A 20,367-nucleotide genomic window follows, 5' to 3' on the forward strand; every position below is an offset into this window, starting at 1 on the left:
CCGGGCAGGCCTTGCACCTGCATCTCCCCGCAGGAAGCGGGGCGTCTTTCCTTGGACCACCAACGCGAGGCGCGATGCCGGTAATTCGGCGACGCGCTCAAGATCGATGATACCTCACACCCACGTCCCCGCGCACGCGGCTGTGAACGCCGCTCCGCCGAACCGGGTTCTGCGGGACGGCCGTCCCGGGCCTGTCACACGTGGAGGACCAGCTTGCCGCGCCCGTGTCCCGTCTCGCTCAGCTCCTGCGCCTTCGCCGCGTCGGCCAGCGGGAACGTCTCCGCGACCGGGACGGTCAGCCTGCCCTCGACGGCGAGGCGGCCGTGCTCCGTCAGCCACCCTCGCACCAGCTCCGGCGGAGTGCCGCCGCCGGAGAACGGGACGCCGTAGTAGGCCGCGTCCGTCGCCGCGATCGTGACGATCCGGTCCGTCGTGCCACCCCGCAGTTCGATCGAGACGGGCAGCGTGTCGTGTCCGGCGGCGTCGAAGACCGCGTCGACACCGGACGGAGCGGCCGACCTCACCCGGTCGGCGAGGCCCTGCCCGTAGGCGACGGGGACCGCGCCCAGCGCACGCAGGAAGGCGTGGTTGGCCGGGGACGCCGTACCGATCACCGTCGCGCCGAGCGTCACCGCCAGCTGGACGGCGACCTGCCCGACCGCGCCCGCCGCCCCGTGCAGCAGCAGCGTCTCGCCCGCCTTCAGGCCGAGTTGCCCGAGGACGCGCCGCGCGGTCTCGCCGGCCACGGGCAGGGCAGCCGCCGCCTCGAAGGAGAGTCCGGCCGGCTTGTGGACGATGTCACCGGCGACTGCGTACTCCGCGTACGCGCCCGTCTTCGTCCATCCGAACACCTCGTCACCGGCCGCGAACTCGGTGACGCCTTCGCCGGGTTCCGCCACGACACCGGCGAACTCGAGGCCCGGTACGGCCGGGAAGGTCGTCGGGTAGAACTGCTCCACCCATCCGTGACGGCGCTTGTGGTCCAGTGGGTTGACGCCGACCGTCACCACACGGACCAGCACCTCACCCGGGCCCGGCACCGGCCGGTCCACCTCGCCGAACTTGAGAACGTCCGGGCCGCCGAACTCGTCATAGCTGATCGCCTTCATCTGTCACTCCCGTAGTCGCTTGGTGAGGCCGTCGTGTGCTGGGGCCGTCGTGCGCTGGGTCCGCCGTGTGCCGAGGCCGTGACACGGCGGAACCGTGGCTGGTGGCCCAGGCCTCGACGAACCGGCCGATGGCTCAAGCCTCAGCGGCGGGGCGGACGGCAGCGGCCGGTCTTCGGGACAGTTCCACCTGTCCGAAAGGACGGGGGGTACCACCGGGCGGCTCGCCTACGCTGGAGCGCATGGAACTGACCGGCTCCGTGCCCGCCCTGACCGCCGCCTACGAGGTGATCCGCCGGCCCCTCGGCGAGATCCTGCCGCGGCTGTCCTCGGTCCTCGCCGAGCCGGTCCCGCACCGCGCGGCCGCCGAGCTGTCCACCCACTGCGCGCACTCGCCGTTCAAGACCCACGGCGACGAGGCCGTCGTCGCCCGGCTCACCGCCGCAGACCTGGTGCCGCTGCTCGAGACCGGTGTCGCAGGCCGTCCCTGGCAGGGCGTGCTCGCGCTCGCAGGCGCGGAGCACCCGGTGCTCGCGGTGCGCAGCGACGCGACGCCGCGGGGCGCGGTCCTGCTGCTGGTGCGGGAGGACGACACCGTGCTCGAGGCGGACGTCCTCGCCGTCGTCCAGGCGCTGTGGGACGTGGTGACCAGCCACTTCGACCGGCTGGCGGCGGAGGCCGTGCCGGGAGCGCTGGCCCGCTCCCGTACCGCCGCCGGGACACGCGCGCAGGTGATCGCCGAACTGGGCGAGGCGCACGCCGCGGCGCTCACCGGGCTGCTGGGCGTGCTGCGCAGCCGCACCCTCGACGACGCGGCCGCCCGCGCCGCCGCCACCGAGCTGGCCGTCACGGGCATGGTCGAGCTGAGGGCGCGGGCCGAACGGGACCGGGAGATGGCCGAGGAGCCCGCCGACCAGGCGTTCGCGCGGCTCGCCGACTCCCTGCGGCCGCTCGTGCGCTACGGCCCGGTCCGCCTGGAACTGGGCGCGCCGCAGGCCACGAAGCCACTGGCGGCCGACGTGGCCCACACTGCGAGGGCGGTCGTGCGGGCGGTGCTCATGAAGGTGCTGGAGCAGGACGCGGTGCAGCGGGTCCACGTCGGCTGGCACGTCACCGAGGACGAACTGCGCGCGACCGTACGGGACGACGGGCCCGGCACCCTGTCGCACTGCGCCCTCGGACCCGGCCGGGTCGTGGACCGCCTCGACGTGCTGGACGGACGCCTGGACGTCGACGCCGTGCCGGGCTGGGGTACGACGGTCACGGCGACCATCCCGCTGCGTGCGCCGCAGGACCCGGTGGCGCACCCGCTGACCTCGCTGGGCGGGCGGGAGCTGGAGGTGCTGAGGAGGCTGGCGCTCGGGCACCGCAACCGGGTGATCGCGCAGGAGCTGCACATCAGTGAGTCGACGGTGAAGTTCCACGTCGCCAACATCCTGACGAAGCTGGGCGTCGGTTCGCGCGGTGAGGCGGCGGCGCTCTTCCACGCCGCCGCGTGACCCGACGGTCCCGTTTGAGCCGCTCGGTGATCGGGGAGTCCGACATCCTCGTCGCGCGCTGCTGCCCGACGGCGTGAAGCGGCCGCGCCCACCGCGCGGGAGCGTGGTGGGCGCGGCGGGTGTGCCGGGGCGGTCAGTGCTGGAAAGGCATCGACCAGCAGTTGGACGCGGCCGGCTTGCCGGAGAGGCGGTCGGTCAGCCACGACACCGCGTCGCCCTGGTCGGTGATGAGGGGAACCAGGTGATTGGTGATCAGCTTGTCGCCGAGGTTCGGCAGGTCGACGGCCTCGTAGGTGATGTTGCCGCCCTTGCGGCACCAGTCCACGGCCAGTTGGCGCGCCTGCGCGTGCGGGACGATGTCGTCCTGGGTGCCGGTCGCCACCCGCACCGGACCGGTGGGCCGGAGGGTGCCGATGCGCTGCTTGTCGAGGGCGGCCTGCGCCTTGGGCTCGGCCGCGATGACGTCGGCGATGGACGTGCCGCCGGTGGTCCACTTGGTGCTCTTGGCGAAGCCGTAGCCGAAGATCGCGTCGCCGACGCACATGGTCGACATGTCCTTGAGGGCGGCCCTGCCGGTGGCGTTGATGTTGGCCTCGACGACGGCCCGCAGGTCGGGGTCCGCCTGGGCGAAGCCGTTGATGGACCAGCCGAGCGCGCCGGCCAGGGCGCTGCCGTCGATGCCCTTCATGACCGCGGTCAGGTCGGCGGGCGGGGCGCCGGCGTAGGTCCCGGCGATCTTCACGTCGGGGGCGTAGACGGACTGCAGTTCGGCGGCCGCGGCACTGGCCCCGCCGCCCTGGCTGTAGCCGTACAGGCCGACGCGTGAGTCAGGCGTGATCGAGGCGCCGGGCACGGTGTGGGCCGCGCGGGCCGCGTCCAGGAGTGCGTGGCCCTGGTCGAGGCGGTTGACGTAGGTGTGGAGTCGGTCGGTCGCGCCGAGGCCGACGTAGTCGGTGACAACCACCGCCGCCCCGGTGGACAGGAGCTTGTAGATCGCCAGATCCTCGTAGGCGATCGAGACGGTCTCGCCCCGCAGGGTCAGCGGATACTGCAGTGCCATCGAGGGTGCGCACTGGTCGCCCTGCCCCATGGTGCCCGAGGCGAGCGCCACCAGCGGGCGGGGTCCGTCGCCCTTCCAGGCGGCCGACGGTTCTATGTAGGCGCCGGTCACCGCGACGGGCTGCCCGTTCGAGTCGGTGGACTTGTACATCAGCCTGGTCGCCGTGCCGGGCAGCGGGCGGCCGTCCAGGCCGGGGAGGCTCAGCCCCAGGGGAAGGGGTTCCTGGCGGATGAGGGTGCCGTTGGCGGCGGGCAGTTGGGCCGGCGGGTCGTAGAAGGCGGGGATGGTCACCCCGCGGGAGACGACGGGCTCCGTCCCGGTGGCGGCGGAGGCCGGCAGGGCGGGCACGCCCAGACAGGCCGTCGCGGCCACCATGACGGCCAACAGCCGTGTGCGGTGGGGTCTTTGCCCGCGGACGGCCGCGGCCGTCCGGTGCGGGGCCGGCTGGTCGCCGGCTTCGCTGACGATGGGACGCGACCGGGTGCTCATGCGGCTCACGGTTACTCCTCGCTCTGCTCCGATGCAGGTGAGCGGAAGCTAGCACCGACCCCTTACCGGAGGTAACTGGTCAGTAAGTTACGGCACGGTAACTATTCCTTGGGTCAACCACGTACAGGTGGCCGGAACCCGCGCGACCCATGACACCGCCCCTACCGGCGAGTAGGTTGAGCGGCGAGGAAAGGACTCCCGCATGCCCCGCACACTCACCGTGACGCGCAGCATCCTCGTGAAGGCGTCGCCGTCGTCGGTGTACGAGGAAGTCGCCCGCCCGGCCCGGATGGGGCGGTGGAGCCCCGAGAACCTAGGCGCGACCGTGCCGCAGCCGGACGAACCGGCACAGGTCGGCCTGGTCTTCGACGGGCACAACAAGCGCGGCCCGTTCCGGTGGACGACCCGCTGCACCGTGATCGCGGCCGACTCCGGCCGCCGCTTCGCCTTCCGTGTCCACGCGATCGGACTCAAGCGCCCGCGACTGCGCGCACCGATCGCCACCTGGGAGTACCGGTTCGCCGAGCAGGGGGACGCGACGCGGGTGACCGAGTCCTGGACCGACGACCGGCGCTGGCCGACCTTCCTGGCCAACGCCTTCGACTTCGCCGCGACCGGCGGAAAGACCTTCGCCGCCTTCCAGGTCGGCAACATCGACCGGACACTGCGCAATCTGAAGCGGGAACTGGAGGCCGACCGGACCCCGGGACCGCACTCATAAGGCGGCCTTATGACGTCATCAACCGGACCCGCGTACCAAGTTAGGATTGCCTTAGTTTAGGCTTCCCGACGAGCCAGCCTGTCGTCGCTCGAAGGGAACCTGATCATGCCGCGCCCCCTGCGGGTAGCCATCGTCGGAGCCGGTCCCGCCGGTATCTACGCCGCCGATGCGTTGCTGAAATCGGAAGCGGCCGGCGACCCCGGGGTTTCCATCGACCTCTTCGAGCGGATGCCGGCCCCCTTCGGCCTGATCCGCTACGGCGTGGCGCCCGACCACCCGCGGATCAAGGGCATCATCACCGCCCTGCACCAGGTGCTCGACAAGCCGCAGATACGTCTCTTCGGCAATGTCGACTATCCGCGGGACATCGACCTCGACGACCTGCGCGCCTTCTACGACGCCGTCGTCTTCTCCACGGGCGCGACGGCTGACCGGGCGCTCGACATCCCGGGAATCGACCTCGACGGCTCGTACGGCGCGGCGGACTTCGTCTCCTGGTACGACGGGCACCCGGACGTCCCCCGCAGCTGGCCCCTGAACGCGGAGAAGGTCGCCGTCCTCGGCGTCGGGAACGTCGCACTCGACGTCGCCCGCATCCTGGCCAAGACGGCGGACGAACTCCTCCCGACCGAGATCCCGCCGAACGTCCACGGCGGCCTGAAGGCCAACCCGGCCCGCGAGATCCACGTCTTCGGGCGCCGCGGCCCGGCACAGGCCAAATTCAGCCCCATGGAGCTGCGGGAACTGGACCACTCCCCCACCATCGAGGTCATCGTCGACCCCGAGGACATCGACTACGACGACGGCTCGATCGCCACCCGGCGCGGCAACAAGCAGGCCGACATGGTCGCCAAGACCCTGGAGAACTGGGCGATCCGTGACGTCGGCGACCGGCCGCACAAGCTGTTCCTGCACTTCTTCGAGTCGCCCACCGAGATCCTCGGCGAGGACGGCCGCGTCACCGGGCTGCGCACCGAGCGCACCGCGCTCGACGGCACCGGCAACGTCAAGGGCACCGGAATCCACAAGGACTGGGACGTCACCGCCGTCTACCGCGCCGTCGGCTACCTCTCCGACCAGTTGCCCAAGCTCCCCTGGGACCTCGCGTCCGGCACCGTCCCCGACCGGGGCGGCCGGGTCATCGAGGCCACCGGCGAGCACCTCCGGTCCACCTACGTCACCGGATGGATCCGCCGGGGGCCCATCGGACTCATCGGGCACACCAAGGGCGACGCCAACGAGACCGTCGCCAGCCTGCTCGACGACCACGCGAACGACCGCCTGCTCACCCCCGTCTCCCCGGCACCGGAAGCGGTCGAGGCGTTCCTCGCCGAGCGCAACGTCCGCTACACCACCTGGGACGGCTGGTACCGGCTGGACGCCGCGGAGAAGGCGCTCGGCGAACCCCAGGGCCGCGAGCGCGTGAAGATCGTCGAGCGGGACGGGATGCTCGACGCCAGCGGCGCGTAGGAACCGCACCGCGCGGTACGGCGGCAGCCCCGTGATCCCCGCCGGGATCACGGGGGCCGGCTCGCCGGGGCCGCGTCAGGGCGATTCCGTGCCCGTACGCCGCCGAGGCACCGCCCCTGCCCGGCGGGCGCCCACCGGCCGGCGGACGAATCCGCTCACGACGCGAAGCGAAGAACCACGCCCCCCTCCCCCGGCTTCGTGGTCGGCACGGCCCATACTGGGAGACGCCCGCCGTCCCCCACCTGCAGAGTGATTCATGGCTAAGTCCCCCACCGTCCGCGCCTCGGTCCCCGACACCGTGTGGCTGGCACGCGGGCGCTACGCAGGCCCCGGCGCGGACGAGGTCGTCCGACGGCGTCTGCGCGAGCAGAAGAGCAACCAGGTGATCCAGGACCACCTGGAACTCGACGCCACCGGTGACGGCGCGGACCGCCGCGTCTTCGAGGCGCGCTGGCAGGTCCTCGACGCCGTCACCGTGCGCGCCCGGCTGACGGTCGACGCCGTCGACGGCAGCGACGACGAGTACACCTGGTCCCTCGTGGCCGAGGCGGAGCAGCCCTGGGACCTGCACATGCCGTCACCCGCCACCATGTTCTGGCCCGAGGACGCCGATGTGCCCTGGGACCACGACGTCGTCCCCGGACCGCGGTTCCGGGACATCAATCCGCTGCCGGCCGAGGACAAGGCGCTGCGGCGCCTGCTCACCACCGCCGCGCGCCACACCTGGAGCATCCACGTCGTCGTCCACGAGGCGATGACCACCGACGAGCGCGGTCACCGGCCGCTGGCACGGCTGCTGCCGCCGAGCCTGCGGCACCGCGTCGTGGAGCACCGCGCGGCGCCCGACCAGTACCAGATCGTCAACTGGGCGCTCTACGACCTGGGCGTACGGGTGCCGCGCGGCGGCGCCGTCGTCCTGCCCGGGACGCCGCCGAGGCCCGGCTACGAGGACGACGACTTCACCGTGCGGAGCGTCTTCCTGGACGGGTCGCGGCCCACCGAGCTCATCGACAAGGTGACACGCTTCGCCGCGCTGCCCAGACCCCTGCCGGCCGACGCCTCGGCTGCGGTGTCCGAGCTGCGCGAACAGTGGCATCTGATGACCGTCGAGGAGGAGCTGGCCCACGCCCGCGCCCTCGTGGCCACGTACGCCGAAGCGCTGGACGCCATGACCAAGTCCCGTGACCTGTACCGGGAAGCCGCGGAACTCGCCCATGAGGCACTGGCCGCCGTCCAGGACGCGCCCGGGGGCGCGCCCGCCGTCGGCAGGCCCCGCAGGCCCGAGGGTTCCCCGCTCCGCGGACTGACGAAGACCTTCGAACGGCTCAGGGACACCGCCGCGTCGCTCCGCCTGCCGGCCGCGTCCGCACAAACGCCCGGCACGCCGCCCGAGGAGACCGGCGTGCCCGGCGCCGATCCCGCCACCGAGGTGCCTCCCGCCCGCGACGTGCGCGGGTAGAGCGGCCCCGCGCCGGCTCTCAGGTGCCCAGACCGAAGCCCTTCGTCGTGTAGGCGCACTCGGTGTAGACGTAGCCGGACGACAGCTTGGCCGTGTCCGAGGCGGGTGTCGTACCTGAGGTGCCGGACTTCGGCTTGTGCAGGAAGTACGTCGTGCCGACGGGCAGGCTGATCGTGCGCTGCGGGTACTTCTTGCCGCTGTCGCTGCAGGGCTTGAATCCCGGTCCGAGCGTGCTCGACGTGGAGTAGGCGGTGCAGCTGCCGCAGCCCTTGAGCGTGACGCTGCCCGTCACCGGTCCGGTGAACAGGACGGTGATCTCGTCGGGGCTGTCGTTCTTGAGCGTGACGGAGATGCTGCCGCCGGAAGCCGTCGTCGGCAGGCGCTTGCCCGCCGCGGGAATCGTCTGGGCGATCTCCGCCGCTATGGCGATCTTCCGGGCGCGCGCCCCGTTCTTGTGCCCCTTGTTGTCGTCGGCGAAGTCGTTCATGGTGGTGACCGCTTCCGCGAAGTCACCGTCCTTGTACTGGTCCACTCCGCAGTCGTACGCACCCGAGTCGGCGCTTCTGTCGGCCCGGCCGACATCCTTGGCGAGTGCCTGGCCGGCGCCGGCCTCCTCCCCCTTCAGACCCGCGACTTGGGCACTGAGCGCCTTCAACCGCTCGACGGCCGCGCAGGGTTCGTCGCCGCGCACGTCCTTGACCGCCCTGTCGACCGCGGAGCCGACGGCCGGTTCGACCTTCGCCGCCTGCTCCGACTCCGGGAAGGCGGTGAGGAGTTCACCGAAGCGGGTCGGCCAGACGGCGTCGCCCTCGGTCAGGCCGTCCGATCCGCACTCGTACAGGGAGGTGGCCAGGCGGTCGTCGGGCCAGGTCGCCAGCGACCCGAGAACCTCCTTGTCCGTGGACCGGGACACCGTGCGCAGGTAGGTGAGGGACGGGATCGCGTCGCAGTACTTCTTGTCCTCGTAGGCGGCGCCGACCGTCGTGTAGTAGGTCCTCATGCTGTCCGGCACGCGATCGGCCGCCCGGGAGCCGGGGTGGTCGTCCCGCAGGTCGCTGTAGACGCGCCACGCGTCGCGGAAGTCGGACTCGGCCCCGCTGAACGATTTGCCCTCGGCGGCCCGGACGAGGCGGTCGGCCCGCTCCAGCCGGTCGAGGAGCATCTGCTCGGTGGCCTCGTCACGCGCACCGTCGTACAGCACGACACCGCCGGCCGGGACGGCCAGAAGCAGCAGGCCGAGCCCGATCGCGAGGGGAGCCCGGGGCGGCCACGCCAGCCGGGTGCGCAAGCCCACGACCCCGCCGTGGACGGCCGCGAGCACGAGGAACACCACGTAGGCGGTCAGAGCGGTGCCGGAGACGCCGTCCGGGTCGGCCGGCAGCGCGACGAACAGCAGGATGCCGGTCGCGGCCCAGCACACCGCCGCGAGGAGCCTGCGGCGCACGAGCACGTAACCGAGCCCCAGGCCGCTGCAGTTGAGCAGCGCCACCGCCACGGCCCGCAGGGGATCCGCGGGAGCGGGCGGCGGGGCGGACGGCATCGGGGGGACCACGAATCCGTGCGTCGCCCCGTACTGATCACCTGACATGTCGGCTCCCCCCGGTCAACTACGCCCGCATGTCTGCGATCTGGCAGTGTACGTTCGGCGGCCCGGTCGCGACAGTAGGTGCACGGGGTGATCTCACGGAACGACAGGGCGAATCTCCGGAAACTGCATTGTCATGCACCTGTACAGCCGGTCGAGGCCGTGCTGTCATGCCAACTGCCGCCCTTTCCAACGTTGTACAGGCCGGAGCGGCGAGCCGCCACCCCGGCCGCTCGACGTACGTGCACGTCCTTGCGCCCCCTTCCGACCCCAAGGAGTCACGATGCGCAGCACCGCCCCTCCACGCCCCCCGACCGTGTGGCTCAGACGGCGAGCGAGGCGGATCACCTCCGTGCTCGCCACCCTCACGCTGGTGTGCGCGGCCGCCCTGACGGCCACGGGCGCCGCCCAGGCCGCTCCCGCCGCGTGGACCCCCAAACCGTCCCCGATGACCACCCCGTGGACGAACCAGGTCCCCGTCGACAAGCCGCTGCCGGAGTACCCTCGCCCCCAGCTCACCCGCCCCGACTGGGCCAACCTGAACGGCGTCTGGGACTTCGCCGTCACCCCTGCGGACGCGGGCCGGCCCGCGTCGTTCCCCGACCGGATCCGGGTGCCGTTCGTCGCCGAGTCCGCGCTCTCCGGCATCCAGCGCAAGATCACCCAGAACGACAAGCTCTGGTACAAGCGCAGCTTCTCGGTCCCCGCGGGCTGGAACGGCCGCCGCGTCCAGCTCAACTTCGGTGCCAGCGACTGGCGTACGACGGTCTGGGTCAACGACAGGCAGGCCGGGGGCACCCACAGCGGGGGGTACGACTCCTTCTCGTACGACATCACCGACCTGCTCAACGGCGGCACCAACACCGTCGTCGTCTCGGTCTGGGACCCCACCCAGACGGGCGGCCAGGCGATCGGCAAGCAACGCATCAACGACGTGGCCCCGCACCCCGGCGGCGGGATCTTCTACACCGCCGCCTCCGGCATCTGGCAGACGGTGTGGCTGGAGCCCACGGCCGCGGCCCACATCACGCGGCTCGACCTGGTGCCCGACCTCACGAACAACACGCTCCGGGTCACCGTCAGAGGTGACGGCGTCCTGGGCCAGAACGCGCGGGTGAGCGTCTCCTCGGGCTCGACCACGGTGGGCAGCGCGACCGGCTCGGTCGGCAGCACGTTCTCGGTGCCGGTACCCGGCCCGCACCTGTGGACGCCCGATGACCCGTTCCTCTACGACGTGAAGGCGGACCTGGTCGCCGGTACGACGACGGTCGACTCCGTGGGCAGCTACACCGGCATGCGCTCGATCGGCATCGCGAAGGCCGGCGGCGTCCCGCGCCCCGTCCTCAACGGCACGTTCGTGTTCCAGACCGGCACCCTCGACCAGGGGTACTGGCCGGACGGCATCTACACCGCGCCCACCGACGACGCCCTCCGGTACGACCTGCAGAAGCACAAGGACCTCGGCTTCAACATGGTGCGCAAGCACATCAAGGTCGAACCCCAGCGCTGGTTCTACTGGGCGGACAAGCTCGGGCTGCTGGTGTGGCAGGACATGCCCTCGATGGACACCCGCACCCCGGACGGCGCCGCCCGGACGCAGTGGGAGACCGAGTACGACCGCATCATCGACCAGCACCGCAGCTCACCCTCCGTGGTGATGTGGGTCGACCAGAACGAGGGCTGGGGGCAGTACGACCAGGCTCGCATCGCCGACCACGTCAAGGCGTACGACCCCTCGCGGCTGGTGGACAACATGAGCGGCGTCAACTGCTGCGGCGCGGTCGACGGCGGCAACGGCGACGTCCTCGACCAGCATGTCTACGTCGGCCCCGGCACCACCGTGCCCGGCGCCACCCGCGCCGCCGTCCTCGGCGAGTACGGAGGCCTCGGCTACAGGGTGCCGGGTCACGAGTGGTATCCGGGCGGCGGCTTCAGCTACGAGGACCAGCCGGACCCCGCCCACCTCGACAACCGCCTGGTCGGGCTCCTCGACGCCCTGCGCGAGGTGCGGATGCCGGCCGGGCTCTCCGCCTCCGTCTACACGGAGATCACCGACGTGGAGAACGAGGCGAACGGCCTGCTCACCTATGACCGGCAGGTCGTCAAGGTGGACACGGCCCGCGTCCGGGCCGCCAACCGCGCGCTCATCGACACCTCCCGCACACCGGTGACCCCCGTCGCCCTGCCCGCGAACCAGTACAAGTCCCTGCGGGTCACCACACCCGGCCATACGAACCGCTATCTGCGGCACCGGGACGGCGCCGCGTACACCGACGTGGTCGACGCCACCGGCAGCGCTCTGCTCAAGAGCGACGCCACCTGGAAGATCGTGCCGGGCCTCGCCGACAGTGCGTGCTACTCCTTCGAGTCACGCAACTATCCCGGCCAGTACCTGCGCCACCGCGACTTCCGCGTCTACAAGGAGGCGGGCAGCGGGGACGTGTTCAGGGCGGACGCGACCTTCTGCGCCGTACGGGGCGCGGGCGGCGCCGTACGGCTGTCCGCGTCGAACTTCCCCGAGCAGTATCTGCGGCACTACAACGCCGAGTTGTGGCTCGCCACGCCGGGCGGCACCCATGCCTGGGACAACCCCACCTCGTTCGCCGAGGACACCACCTGGGCCGTCGAGGCGCCCTGGGCGCCCTGAGCAGAGGGGAGGGGCGCACCGTCCACGGCGCCGAGCCCGGCGGCGTCACCGGGCGGTGCGCCCCCGCCCGTTCAGTCCTCCGCCGCTCAGGCGAGCGGCGGACGGCGCACGGTCAAGGGCAGTCCTCCGCCGCGTCGGCGAGCGGCGGACGGCGCACGGTCAGGTGCTCCACGGCGTACGACATCTCCTTGACGCCCGGGTCCGGGGGCGGGTGGTAACGCCCGCCGCACACGGACAGGTTGACGATCAGGTGGGCGAACCAGTCCTCCCCCACGCCGCGTTCGTCGGCGAAGGTGCGTACGCCGTTCACCCACCAGACCACGGAGCGGGCACCGAACTCGACGCGCAGTTCGAGGAGCCCGCCGGGGCGGACGGCTTCGTTCTGGTGGTAGAGATGGCCACCGCGGACGTGGTTGGACAGTTCCAGCAGGTCCGGGTGGTCGGGGTGGTACTCGAAGACGTCGATCTCCTGGTCTCCGTCCCGCCAGGTCCAGACGGCGGGCCAGGCACCCATCTCCCTCGGCAGGCGCACCCGCGTCTCCAGGACGTCCCCCGCGCGGACGACGAAACCGTCCTCGCTCCCCTCGGTGGTCAGCAGACCCGTGCTCCACAGGCCGTCCCGCCGCCGGGTGGCACGGAAGATCCCGCCGCGGGAGTAGGCGGGGTCGGACACCAGGTAGTCGAGTTTGTCGTCCGACCGGTTGACCGGGCCTCCCCCCGGATAGGCCCATGAACGCCCGGCGACCCACTGACGGCGCGAACTGAAGTCGGCCGTGAAGACGACATCGGACATGGGCCGACTCCTTGTCGTGAGGGAGGAACGTGGCCTTGCGGCGGTCGATTTCTCCCCAGCGTGCAGCCGCCCATGCTCCGATCGGCCCCGTGGCCGCCCTAACAACCCGATGGGATGAATCCACCTGGGACGGCACAACGCGGGTGGGGCGGCGGGGGCCGGTGAGGAAACAGGCCATCGGATCCGAGCGGGTGTCCGTAAGTGCCGCGTCCGGCCGAGTGACACCGATTCGCACCGGTATGCGCGGCACTGTGAGAATCACCGCGTACTTCACCACCGCGGCGGTGCGCCGCCGCCTGCCCCCGGAGGGTCAATGAGCTACGGGCTCGGACTGCGTGAGGCCATCGCCGGCGCGGAGACGACACCGCTGATCGGGATCTACGACATGTACTCGGCTTCCCTCGCGGCGCGTCACTACGACGGTCTGTTCGTCTCGGGCTTCGGCTTCGCGGCCTCCCACTACGGGCTGCCCGACATCGGGTTCATCGCCTGGCCCGACATCGTGGCGTTCACGGAACGGCTGCGCCTCGCGTTCCCCCGGCACCATCTGCTGGTGGACATCGACGACGGCTACGCCGACCCTGAGGTGGCCTGCCACGTCGTCCAGCGTCTCGAACGTGCCGGGGCGTCGGGGGTGATCCTCGAGGATCAGAAGCGGCCCCGCCGCTGCGGCCACGCCGACGGCAAACAGATCCTGCCGCTGGAGGAATACCTGGACAAGCTCCGCATGGTGCTCGACAGCCGTACCGAGATGGTGGTGGTGGCGCGCACCGACGCCACGGAGGACGCGGAGATCGAGCGCCGCGCGGTGGCTCTGGCGAAGAGCGGGGCGGACGTCGTGCTCGTCGACGGCGTGCGTACCGTCGAGTCCGTCCGCCGGATCCGCGAGGTGACCGGCGGGGTGCCGCTGCTGTTCAACCAGAGGGGCGGCGGCAGGTCGCCCCGGCTGTCCCTGTCCGAGCTGACGGAGCTGGGAGTCGACGTGGCGATCTACAGCACGCCCTGCCTGTTCGCCGCGCACGACGCCATCGACACCGCCCTCACGCGTCTCAGGGACGCGGACGGACGGCTCCCGGAGCCCCCGCCCGGCGGTGCGAGCGTCAAGGCGTCCACGGAGCTTCTCGAACGGAACATCAGCAGGCGTCACGGGAGTTGGCGCATCCCGGCCTGACATCCGCGACTCCGGTTCGAGCGCGCGACGGGCGGCGGCCCGGTAGGCCGCCTGCCCTCAGGTCACGCTCCACAACCTTCGGTAGAAGGCGGTGCGCTGCGGGTCCGGAGCGATGCCGTAGGCGTCGAGGAGGTCGTCCTCCCAGCCAGGGCCGTAGTTGTGCAGAGTGTTCCAGGTCGCCACAGCCAGGTCGGCCCACCGGTCCGCGACGCCGAGCGCGCCCATGTCGACGTGCGCGGCCCAGGAGCCGTCGTCGTGCAGCAGCGTGTTCGGTGCGCAGGGGTCGCCGTGGCAGACCACGAGGCGGTCGACCGGCGGAGGTTCGGGCAGGTCCGCGGGCACCCGGACGCCTGCCGCGCGGGCACGTGCCAGACGCCGGCCGACCGACCAGCTGAAGGGGCACTCGGCGACCGGCAGCCGCTCGTGCAGGGCCCGCAGGCCCGCGCCCATGGCACGGACCGCGCTGCCGGGGTCCGCCCTCCACCGTTCGCTCACGGCACTGTCACCGGGCAGCCCGTGGGTGACGAGCCAGGACCCTTCGGCGTCGGACCCCTGCTCCCGCACCCGCGGCACCGGCGTGAAGTCACCGGCCCAGCGCAGCCGTACGGCCTCCGCCGCCAGGTCGAGCCGGGAGTGCGCCGCAGCCCATTTGGCGAACAGGCCGTCCGGCCCGTCGCCGATCCGGAAGGTCAGGCCGCCCAGCTCGTTCTGCCACACCGGCAGGATCGGGCGCCCCTGGGACAAAGCGGTGACCGGCGCGGGCACCCGCACGCTCGACGAGGGAGGTCCGGAGTAGGGCATGGACACATGTTCCTCCTCCCGTCGCGTGCCGCGCCCGCTATTTCCGGGGCGGCGCCACCGAACGTCACCACCACGTGGCCGGCTGCCGGAGCGGCAGCCTTTCGTCCGCTCAGCGGCGGTCCGGTGACCCGGCTCCCGCGTTCGCCGCGGCGGGCGAGACGCCCAGGACGTCACGCATGTGCCGCAGCCGTCGGTTCTGCCGGTTCCCCGCGTAGATCATCCAGCCCAGGCCGACCACGGCGAGCAGGGAGAAGCCCATCGTCTGTCGCGGACCCGCCGTCATGGCCGTCGCGACCAGGAGGGAGGCGGACATCAGAACCAGGAAGACGGTGGCGGCGACCCGGTGACGGGTGCGGTGCAGTCGCTGCGCGACGAGCTCCCGCATGGCCTGTCGCTCCGCCGGGTCCGCCGGTACCTCGCCGCGGCGCAGCTTCTGGTCCAGGGACACGAGACCGGTCGCCGAACCGCCGGCGGCACGCTTCTCCTTGCGCCGTACGACGCTCAGCACGATCACCGCGCCGACCGAGGTGACGGCGAGGCGCCCCAGTAGCGCGACCGGTGACTCGCCGGGACTGATCAGCATGATCAGGCCGCCGGCGGCGAGGATCGACAGGACGACCTGCAGCCAGAGGTGCTCGGCCAGAAAGGTGTTGAGCTTCTCCACGATGCGTCCCCTCCTAGAGCCGCGTCCTGCGGTGAACCGCGGCGAGGCGCAGCCCCAGAGCCACGGCCAGCAGGACCCATGCCACCGCGCAGTACACCCAGGCGGTCACGCCCCGTGCTGCGCCGACGGCGCTCCAGAGCGCCCAGAGCAGCAGGACGACGCACAGGGCCGTCCAGGCGATGTCGGTGATACGCGTGCGGAGTTGCGCCCTCTGCCGGGTACCGGGTTCGAGGTCGCCGAGCCCGGACGTCTGGTCCGTCCCCCGTGACGTCATGTTCCTGCTCCCCTCCATTGCCTCGAGGCTTCCCGTCTACCCCGCACCTGGTGCCGCAAGCCGGGCAAGTGGCTTACGTGGCAAGGGTGTTGGGTGATGGGGCGGCCTTGGGGGGACAGTGCCTCGGTCGCGGGTCGCGTCCGTCAGGGGATGCGTGCCATTCCCGCGTAGACGCCGCTGCCCTCGGGCTCGGGCGCCGGAGTCGTGCGGAACCATTCCGGGGCCGTGACCAGGCCCGGTTCGACGAGCTCGAGGCCGTCGAAGAAGCGGGCCACCTCCGGGCGGGTACGGAAGCCGAGCTGGATGCCGGCCCTCGCGTACTCGGCGGTGACCTGTGCCGCCAGCTCGGGATGGAGATCCGAGGCGGCGTGCGACAGAACGAGGTAGCTGCCTGAGGGCAGAGTGGTGACCAGGTTGCGGACGATGCCGTGGGCGTCCTGTGCGTCGGGGACGAAGTGCATCAGGGCGATGAGGGACAGGGCGACGGGACGGTCGAAGTCCAGTACGGCGCGCGCCCGTTGGAGGATCGCCGCGGGTTCCCGCACGTCCGCCTGGATGTAGTCCGTGGCGCCCTCGCGGTGGCTGATCAGCAGCGCCTCCGCGTGCCGCAGCACGATCGGGTCGTTGTCGGTGTAGACGACCTTCGCGGACGGCACCATGCGCTGGACGATCTGGTGCAGATTGGGCTCGGTGGGGATGCCCGTGCCGATGTCGAGGAACTGGTCGATGCCCTCCGCGGCGAGCCAGGCCGCGGCCCGGTGCATGAACTGACGGTTCTGCCGCGCCGCGTCCCGTGCCTGGGGCGGCAGTTTCTCACCGACGGCCTCGTCGACGGGGTAGTTGTCCTTGCCGCCGAGGAGCCAGTCGTAGACCCGCGCGGGATGAGCCCTGCTGGTGTCGATCCGCGGGGGGTGAGGTGTGTCGGTCGTCATGGCGGGCTCCGGCGCGCAAGGGGGTCCAGTGTTTTCGATCATCGTAGTCCGGCACAGCATCTCAACGCGCTCACAAGGCAGTTGGGAGGATCTTCGTCTCCGCGGCGGGCAGCCCCTTGACCCACCAGTGGTCGTAGCGTCTGTAGACCGCGGGCTCCCGGGTGGCGAGGAAGGCGGTGAGCGACGCGGCCTCCTCGGCCAGCGCTTCCCAGACGTCGTCCGGGAGGCGGTGGAAGGCGGTGGCCTCGATACCGCCGTCGACGGTGCGCCAGACACCGGCGACGTGACCGTCGACCAGCAGGGTGGGCAGCACGTCGCCGTTCACACGCGTCACGTGCTTGCGGTAGGCGGGCGGGACCACGCGGCTGCGGTCGGCGTAGGCCAGCAGAACGCTGTCCCACATCGCCATCAGCCGGGGCGGGGCGGCGGTGTCCTCGGCGGGCCGTGGCGCGCCGGGGAGGTCGTACACGGTCGTGCCGTCGGGGCCCTGCAGCACCTCGAGTTCGTCGGCGAGGGACTGCACCGCCGCCCTGACCCGGGAGCGCTGGACCAGCGCGAACTGCGCCATGTCGGCCACGGACGCCGGTCCGAAGCCCTCCAGGTAGCGACGGATCAGGACGCACAGGCCCTCGGCCGCCGCGTCGGGGTCCGCCGGCACCGGGCGGCTGTCCGCCGCGACGTACGACGGTCTGGTGCCGAACGACCAGGGCCCGCCGGTGGGCGCGTGCCACAGCGGCGCGTACTGCCGCAGCATCCGCTGGGCCCCCGACTCCACCGGCGCCCCCCGTCGCTCCGCGAGCCGGCTCCCCAACTCGGCTGCCGTACGCGGCCGGTCGGCGTACTCCAGCAGGTCCTCGACGAGTGGGCCGGCGTCGTCGGCGGTGAGCCCGGACGCGGTGAAGCGGGCGTCCCCGAGTCTGGATCCGCGCAGCGTCGGCTCCATGGCTTCACGGAAGGCCGCGTAGTCCTCGACGTGAACCACGTGCAGGGTGAGCCGCATCAGCGTCGACTTGACCGTACGCAGACCGGCCAGGGCCGTGTCGAGGGCGGCCGGGTCGAAGTCGCTCAGCCGGTTCCAGAGCGCCAGGTACGGCGAGGCGGGCTGCTGGGCCTGCAGGGCGACCACACGTCGCACCGCGTCCAGGACGTCCAACGGTTCGCGCCGCAGCAGGAGTTGGCGGGCGAGCGTGGCACGGTTGAGCGCCCGTGCGGTCGTCTTCATGCCGTGATTCTCTCCCGCCACGGTGCGGTGCGGCATGCGGTTCCGATTGTCTCCCGCCACGGTGCGGTGCGGCATGCGGTTCCGATTGTCTCCCGCCACGGTGCGGTGCGGCATCCGGCTCCGTCAGGTCGGCCCGCTCCGACACCACGAAGTCGCCCGCCCGGGGTGCGAGCGGGCGGCTCGCGTCCGCCGGTACGAGGGGACGCCGCTACTGCGCGGAGACCTTCACGTCGTCCGACACCACGTCGGTCGCGTACGCGATGGACAGTCCCGGGACCTCCTGGGCGACCCGCGCGACGACCGCCCGGTGCCAGGCGGCCGGATACTCGGACTCCGGGTGCGCGGCCCGGTATTCGAGATCGTTCCGGTAGGTGACGATGCCGGGTTCGGGGAGGTCGGCGAGGCCCGCCACCGCCTTGCCGACGAACTCCCCGGTCAGGCGCTCCAGGTCCCCGAGAGCCGCCCGGACGGCACCGGGCACGTGCTCCATGCCCTGCTCCCACTCCTCGACCGTGGCGGGCGAGACCCCCACGTGCTCGGCCAGCCATTCCTCGGTCAGGCCGAGGAACTCGCGCACGACCTTGAACTCCGCCGGCGTCATCGCCCTGCCCTCCGGCACGCCGTCGAGGTTGCGGTTCTGGCTCATCATGTCCCTTCGGCTGGTGAAAGGGGTCCGGCAGGCGGCCGGGTACCCGCGCACGCGGGCACCATCCCGGGAGTCGCCGGATCATCACGTCGCGTCCGCCTGTCTCCCCGGCGGCTGCCCGACGGGCCCACGGGTCAGCTTAGGCCAGGGCATCCGCGGGTCCCGGCCGGGCGGCGCCCGGCCCACCCCGGCACCACGTGGACCACCGAGCCACCGGGCCACTAGCCGGACGCCGACTCGGCCGGACCACGCATGAGGGGCCTGGCAGCGGGCACGCGGAAGACCCCAGAGGGGCAGCCGTCGTGCGCTCGCTCCGCCGTCCCCAGTGACGCGCCGGAGGAGTGCGGGGCAGGCGGTCACCCCGTCCGATTCAAGACCCGAGGTGTGTCATGGTCGTCCTCGCCGTCGTCGCCGTGTGCGTCGTTCTGCTCGTTCTCGCTTTTCTGGTGCCTCGGCTCTCGCGGCACCCCGAGCGTGGCACGCAGCGCACGCTCGGAGCCGGTTCGCAGGCCGCGGGCAAGGCTCCGGGCCGACTCGGCCGCTGGCTGAGCAAGCCGTTCCGGAGCAGCTCCAAGGCGGTCGGCCACAGCGGGTCCACGGGACGCCGGGCGCGTAGCCGCATGCCATTCTGAATTGGTAGAGGTCCTTTTTCCGCCGCGGTCCGGTCCTCGCACCGGGCTTCGGCGCGTGCAGCCACCGATGTCGCGAGCAGGAGGGAACCCAGTCCGTGGTTGATCCGGTGAGGCCGCACCCGGAAGCCGCGAAGCGGGCGGACACGCCCGCCGGAGCGGAACTTCTCGCCGGCCTCCGTGTGGACGAGGAGCGCCCCGAGCAGCCCGTACTGCTCGACGGTGACGGCAAGCCCCTCGACACCTGGCGTGAGAACTACCCGTACGACGCGAAGCTGGGACGCAGGTCCTACGAGCGGCAGAAGCGCATTCTGCAGATCGAGCTGCTCAAGCTCCAGAAGTGGGTCCGGGAGACCGGACAGCGCGTGGTGGTGGTGTGCGAGGGGCGGGACGCGGCGGGCAAGGGCGGCACCATCAAGCGGTTCACCGAGCGGCTCAACCCGCGCGGGGCCCGTGTGGTGGCGCTGGACAAGCCCACCGAGAGGGAAGCCGGGCAGTGGTACTTCCAGCGGTACGTCCCACACCTGCCGGCCCCCGGGGAGATCGTCTTCTTCGACCGGTCCTGGTACAACCGGGCGGGCGTCGAGCGAGTCATGGGCTTCTGCACCCCTGCCGAGTACCGGCACTTCTACGCCCAGGCCCCGGTCTTCGAGAAGCTGCTCACCGACGACGGAATCGTGCTGATCAAGTTCTGGTTCTCGGTCTCCCGCGGCGAGCAGCGCACGCGTTTCGCGATCCGGCAGGTCGATCCCGTACGGCAGTGGAAGCTGTCCCCCACCGATCTGGCTTCGCTGGACCTGTGGGACGCGTACACCGAGGCGAAGGTCGCCATGTTCCGGGCGACGGACACGCCGTATGCGCCGTGGACGGTGGTGAAGACCAACGACAAGCGCCGGGGCAGGCTGGAGGCGATCCGCCATCTCCTGCTGCGCTGCGATTACGCGGCGAAGGATGCGGAGGCGATAGGGACGGCCGACCCTCTGATCATCGGCGCCGCCGACACGCTTCTGGAGCGCGGCGAGGAACCCACCGATCTGTCCCCCACTCCGCTGTCCCCGCACAGCGACGGCCCCGGTCAGCACCCCGAGACGGCGAGCTGAGCGGGGGGGGGGGCCGGGGGGGGGGGGGGGGGGGGGGGGGGGGGGGGGGGGGGGGGGGGGGGGGGGGGGGGGGGGGGGGGGGGGGGGGGGGGGGGAGAG

The 20,367-nt window shown here is 71.8% G+C and carries 18 protein-coding genes; 8 read left to right on the forward strand and 10 right to left on the reverse strand.

What is annotated here, in order from left to right:
* Positions 1–194: 194 nt before the first annotated feature.
* Positions 195–1,109 (reverse strand): NADP-dependent oxidoreductase, encoded by a 915-nt coding sequence (locus AC069T_RS10800; RefSeq protein WP_478782403.1) that lies wholly within the window; start codon positions 1,107–1,109, stop codon positions 195–197.
* 239 nt (positions 1,110–1,348) lie between these two features.
* Between AC069T_RS10800 and AC069T_RS10805 the strand changes: the two genes are divergently transcribed.
* Positions 1,349–2,605, forward strand: coding sequence for a LuxR C-terminal-related transcriptional regulator (locus AC069T_RS10805; RefSeq protein WP_478782404.1), 1,257 nt, complete (start codon positions 1,349–1,351; stop codon positions 2,603–2,605).
* A gap of 133 nt (positions 2,606–2,738) precedes the next feature.
* On the opposite strand, the gene AC069T_RS10810 is transcribed toward AC069T_RS10805, so the two are convergent.
* Complete coding sequence (locus AC069T_RS10810; protein WP_478782477.1) at positions 2,739–4,040, reverse strand: lipase family protein; 1,302 nt, start codon at positions 4,038–4,040, stop codon at positions 2,739–2,741.
* A 316-nt stretch (positions 4,041–4,356) separates the two neighbouring features.
* Here AC069T_RS10810 and AC069T_RS10815 point away from each other — a divergent pair, with 316 nt between their 5' ends.
* The 3 genes from AC069T_RS10815 to AC069T_RS10825 all read left to right on the forward strand — a co-directional run bounded on the left by AC069T_RS10815 (position 4,357) and on the right by AC069T_RS10825 (position 7,804).
* The gene (locus tag AC069T_RS10815) at positions 4,357–4,875 is read left to right on the forward strand and encodes an SRPBCC family protein (protein ID WP_478782405.1); all 519 of its coding nucleotides are present in this window, start codon (positions 4,357–4,359) and stop codon (positions 4,873–4,875) included.
* 105 nt (positions 4,876–4,980) lie between these two features.
* Positions 4,981–6,345 carry an FAD-dependent oxidoreductase gene (locus tag AC069T_RS10820; RefSeq protein WP_478782406.1) on the forward strand — a complete coding sequence of 455 codons (1,365 nt, stop codon included), beginning with the start codon at positions 4,981–4,983 and terminating at the stop codon, positions 6,343–6,345.
* 256 nt (positions 6,346–6,601) lie between these two features.
* Positions 6,602–7,804: a hypothetical protein gene (locus AC069T_RS10825; RefSeq protein ID WP_478782407.1), complete on the forward strand. Its 1,203-nt coding sequence runs from the start codon at positions 6,602–6,604 to the stop codon at positions 7,802–7,804.
* 19 nt (positions 7,805–7,823) lie between these two features.
* Here AC069T_RS10825 and AC069T_RS10830 read toward each other — a convergent pair whose 3' ends face one another.
* On the reverse strand, positions 7,824–9,392 hold the full coding sequence (locus tag AC069T_RS10830) for a hypothetical protein (protein WP_478782408.1): 1,569 nt from the start codon (positions 9,390–9,392) through the stop codon (positions 7,824–7,826).
* A gap of 280 nt (positions 9,393–9,672) precedes the next feature.
* On the opposite strand from AC069T_RS10830, the gene AC069T_RS10835 reads away from it, so the two are divergent.
* Positions 9,673–12,036: an AbfB domain-containing protein gene (locus AC069T_RS10835; protein ID WP_478782409.1), complete on the forward strand. Its 2,364-nt coding sequence runs from the start codon at positions 9,673–9,675 to the stop codon at positions 12,034–12,036.
* 112 nt (positions 12,037–12,148) lie between these two features.
* Here AC069T_RS10835 and AC069T_RS10840 read toward each other — a convergent pair whose 3' ends face one another.
* Positions 12,149–12,829: a beta-glucanase gene (locus AC069T_RS10840; RefSeq protein ID WP_478782410.1), complete on the reverse strand. Its 681-nt coding sequence runs from the start codon at positions 12,827–12,829 to the stop codon at positions 12,149–12,151.
* 313 nt (positions 12,830–13,142) lie between these two features.
* On the opposite strand from AC069T_RS10840, the gene AC069T_RS10845 reads away from it, so the two are divergent.
* Positions 13,143–14,000: an isocitrate lyase/PEP mutase family protein gene (locus AC069T_RS10845; RefSeq protein WP_478782411.1), complete on the forward strand. Its 858-nt coding sequence runs from the start codon at positions 13,143–13,145 to the stop codon at positions 13,998–14,000.
* 57 nt (positions 14,001–14,057) lie between these two features.
* Here AC069T_RS10845 and AC069T_RS10850 read toward each other — a convergent pair whose 3' ends face one another.
* The 6 genes from AC069T_RS10850 to AC069T_RS10875 form a co-directional block, all read right to left on the reverse strand.
* Positions 14,058–14,801 carry a phosphotransferase gene (locus AC069T_RS10850; RefSeq protein ID WP_478782412.1) on the reverse strand — a complete coding sequence of 248 codons (744 nt, stop codon included), beginning with the start codon at positions 14,799–14,801 and terminating at the stop codon, positions 14,058–14,060.
* Between the two features lie 109 nt (positions 14,802–14,910).
* Entirely contained in the window at positions 14,911–15,465 is a 555-nt protein-coding gene (locus AC069T_RS10855) for a hypothetical protein (protein WP_478782413.1), read from the reverse strand.
* Between the two features lie 13 nt (positions 15,466–15,478).
* Complete coding sequence (locus tag AC069T_RS10860) at positions 15,479–15,739, reverse strand: hypothetical protein (RefSeq protein WP_478782414.1); 261 nt, start codon at positions 15,737–15,739, stop codon at positions 15,479–15,481.
* A 143-nt stretch (positions 15,740–15,882) separates the two neighbouring features.
* Entirely contained in the window at positions 15,883–16,671 is a 789-nt protein-coding gene (locus AC069T_RS10865) for an SAM-dependent methyltransferase (RefSeq protein WP_478782415.1), read from the reverse strand.
* A 70-nt stretch (positions 16,672–16,741) separates the two neighbouring features.
* Entirely contained in the window at positions 16,742–17,893 is a 1,152-nt protein-coding gene (locus tag AC069T_RS10870; protein ID WP_478782416.1) for a winged helix DNA-binding domain-containing protein, read from the reverse strand.
* A gap of 208 nt (positions 17,894–18,101) precedes the next feature.
* The gene (locus AC069T_RS10875; protein ID WP_478782417.1) at positions 18,102–18,542 is read right to left on the reverse strand and encodes a helix-turn-helix domain-containing protein; all 441 of its coding nucleotides are present in this window, start codon (positions 18,540–18,542) and stop codon (positions 18,102–18,104) included.
* Between the two features lie 386 nt (positions 18,543–18,928).
* On the opposite strand from AC069T_RS10875, the gene AC069T_RS10880 reads away from it, so the two are divergent.
* Positions 18,929–19,171, forward strand: a complete 243-nt coding sequence (locus AC069T_RS10880; protein ID WP_478782418.1) for a DUF6411 family protein — start codon at positions 18,929–18,931, stop codon at positions 19,169–19,171.
* Positions 19,172–19,278: 107 nt separating this feature from the next.
* Positions 19,279–20,268 (forward strand): polyphosphate kinase 2, encoded by a 990-nt coding sequence (ppk2, locus tag AC069T_RS10885; RefSeq protein ID WP_478782478.1) that lies wholly within the window; start codon positions 19,279–19,281, stop codon positions 20,266–20,268.
* Positions 20,269–20,367 lie beyond the last annotated feature (99 nt).

The organism is Streptomyces sp. NPDC043867, from assembly GCF_056435845.1.

What these genes read in the sequence shown, in the direction of transcription:
- AC069T_RS10800 (WP_478782403.1), bottom strand. Translation starts at nt 1,109, where the DNA reads ATGAAGGCGATCAGCTATGACGAGTTCGGCGGCCCGGACGTTCTCAAG.
- AC069T_RS10805 (WP_478782404.1), top strand. Translation starts at nt 1,349, where the DNA reads ATGGAACTGACCGGCTCCGTGCCCGCCCTGACCGCCGCCTACGAGGTG.
- AC069T_RS10810 (WP_478782477.1), bottom strand. Translation starts at nt 4,040, where the DNA reads ATGGTGGCCGCGACGGCCTGTCTGGGCGTGCCCGCCCTGCCGGCCTCC.
- AC069T_RS10815 (WP_478782405.1), top strand. Translation starts at nt 4,357, where the DNA reads ATGCCCCGCACACTCACCGTGACGCGCAGCATCCTCGTGAAGGCGTCG.
- AC069T_RS10820 (WP_478782406.1), top strand. Translation starts at nt 4,981, where the DNA reads ATGCCGCGCCCCCTGCGGGTAGCCATCGTCGGAGCCGGTCCCGCCGGT.
- AC069T_RS10825 (WP_478782407.1), top strand. Translation starts at nt 6,602, where the DNA reads ATGGCTAAGTCCCCCACCGTCCGCGCCTCGGTCCCCGACACCGTGTGG.
- AC069T_RS10830 (WP_478782408.1), bottom strand. Translation starts at nt 9,392, where the DNA reads ATGTCAGGTGATCAGTACGGGGCGACGCACGGATTCGTGGTCCCCCCG.
- AC069T_RS10835 (WP_478782409.1), top strand. Translation starts at nt 9,673, where the DNA reads ATGCGCAGCACCGCCCCTCCACGCCCCCCGACCGTGTGGCTCAGACGG.
- AC069T_RS10840 (WP_478782410.1), bottom strand. Translation starts at nt 12,829, where the DNA reads ATGTCCGATGTCGTCTTCACGGCCGACTTCAGTTCGCGCCGTCAGTGG.
- AC069T_RS10845 (WP_478782411.1), top strand. Translation starts at nt 13,143, where the DNA reads ATGAGCTACGGGCTCGGACTGCGTGAGGCCATCGCCGGCGCGGAGACG.
- AC069T_RS10850 (WP_478782412.1), bottom strand. Translation starts at nt 14,801, where the DNA reads ATGCCCTACTCCGGACCTCCCTCGTCGAGCGTGCGGGTGCCCGCGCCG.
- AC069T_RS10860 (WP_478782414.1), bottom strand. Translation starts at nt 15,739, where the DNA reads ATGACGTCACGGGGGACGGACCAGACGTCCGGGCTCGGCGACCTCGAA.
- AC069T_RS10865 (WP_478782415.1), bottom strand. Translation starts at nt 16,671, where the DNA reads ATGACGACCGACACACCTCACCCCCCGCGGATCGACACCAGCAGGGCT.
- AC069T_RS10870 (WP_478782416.1), bottom strand. Translation starts at nt 17,893, where the DNA reads ATGAAGACGACCGCACGGGCGCTCAACCGTGCCACGCTCGCCCGCCAA.
- AC069T_RS10875 (WP_478782417.1), bottom strand. Translation starts at nt 18,542, where the DNA reads ATGATGAGCCAGAACCGCAACCTCGACGGCGTGCCGGAGGGCAGGGCG.
- AC069T_RS10880 (WP_478782418.1), top strand. Translation starts at nt 18,929, where the DNA reads ATGGTCGTCCTCGCCGTCGTCGCCGTGTGCGTCGTTCTGCTCGTTCTC.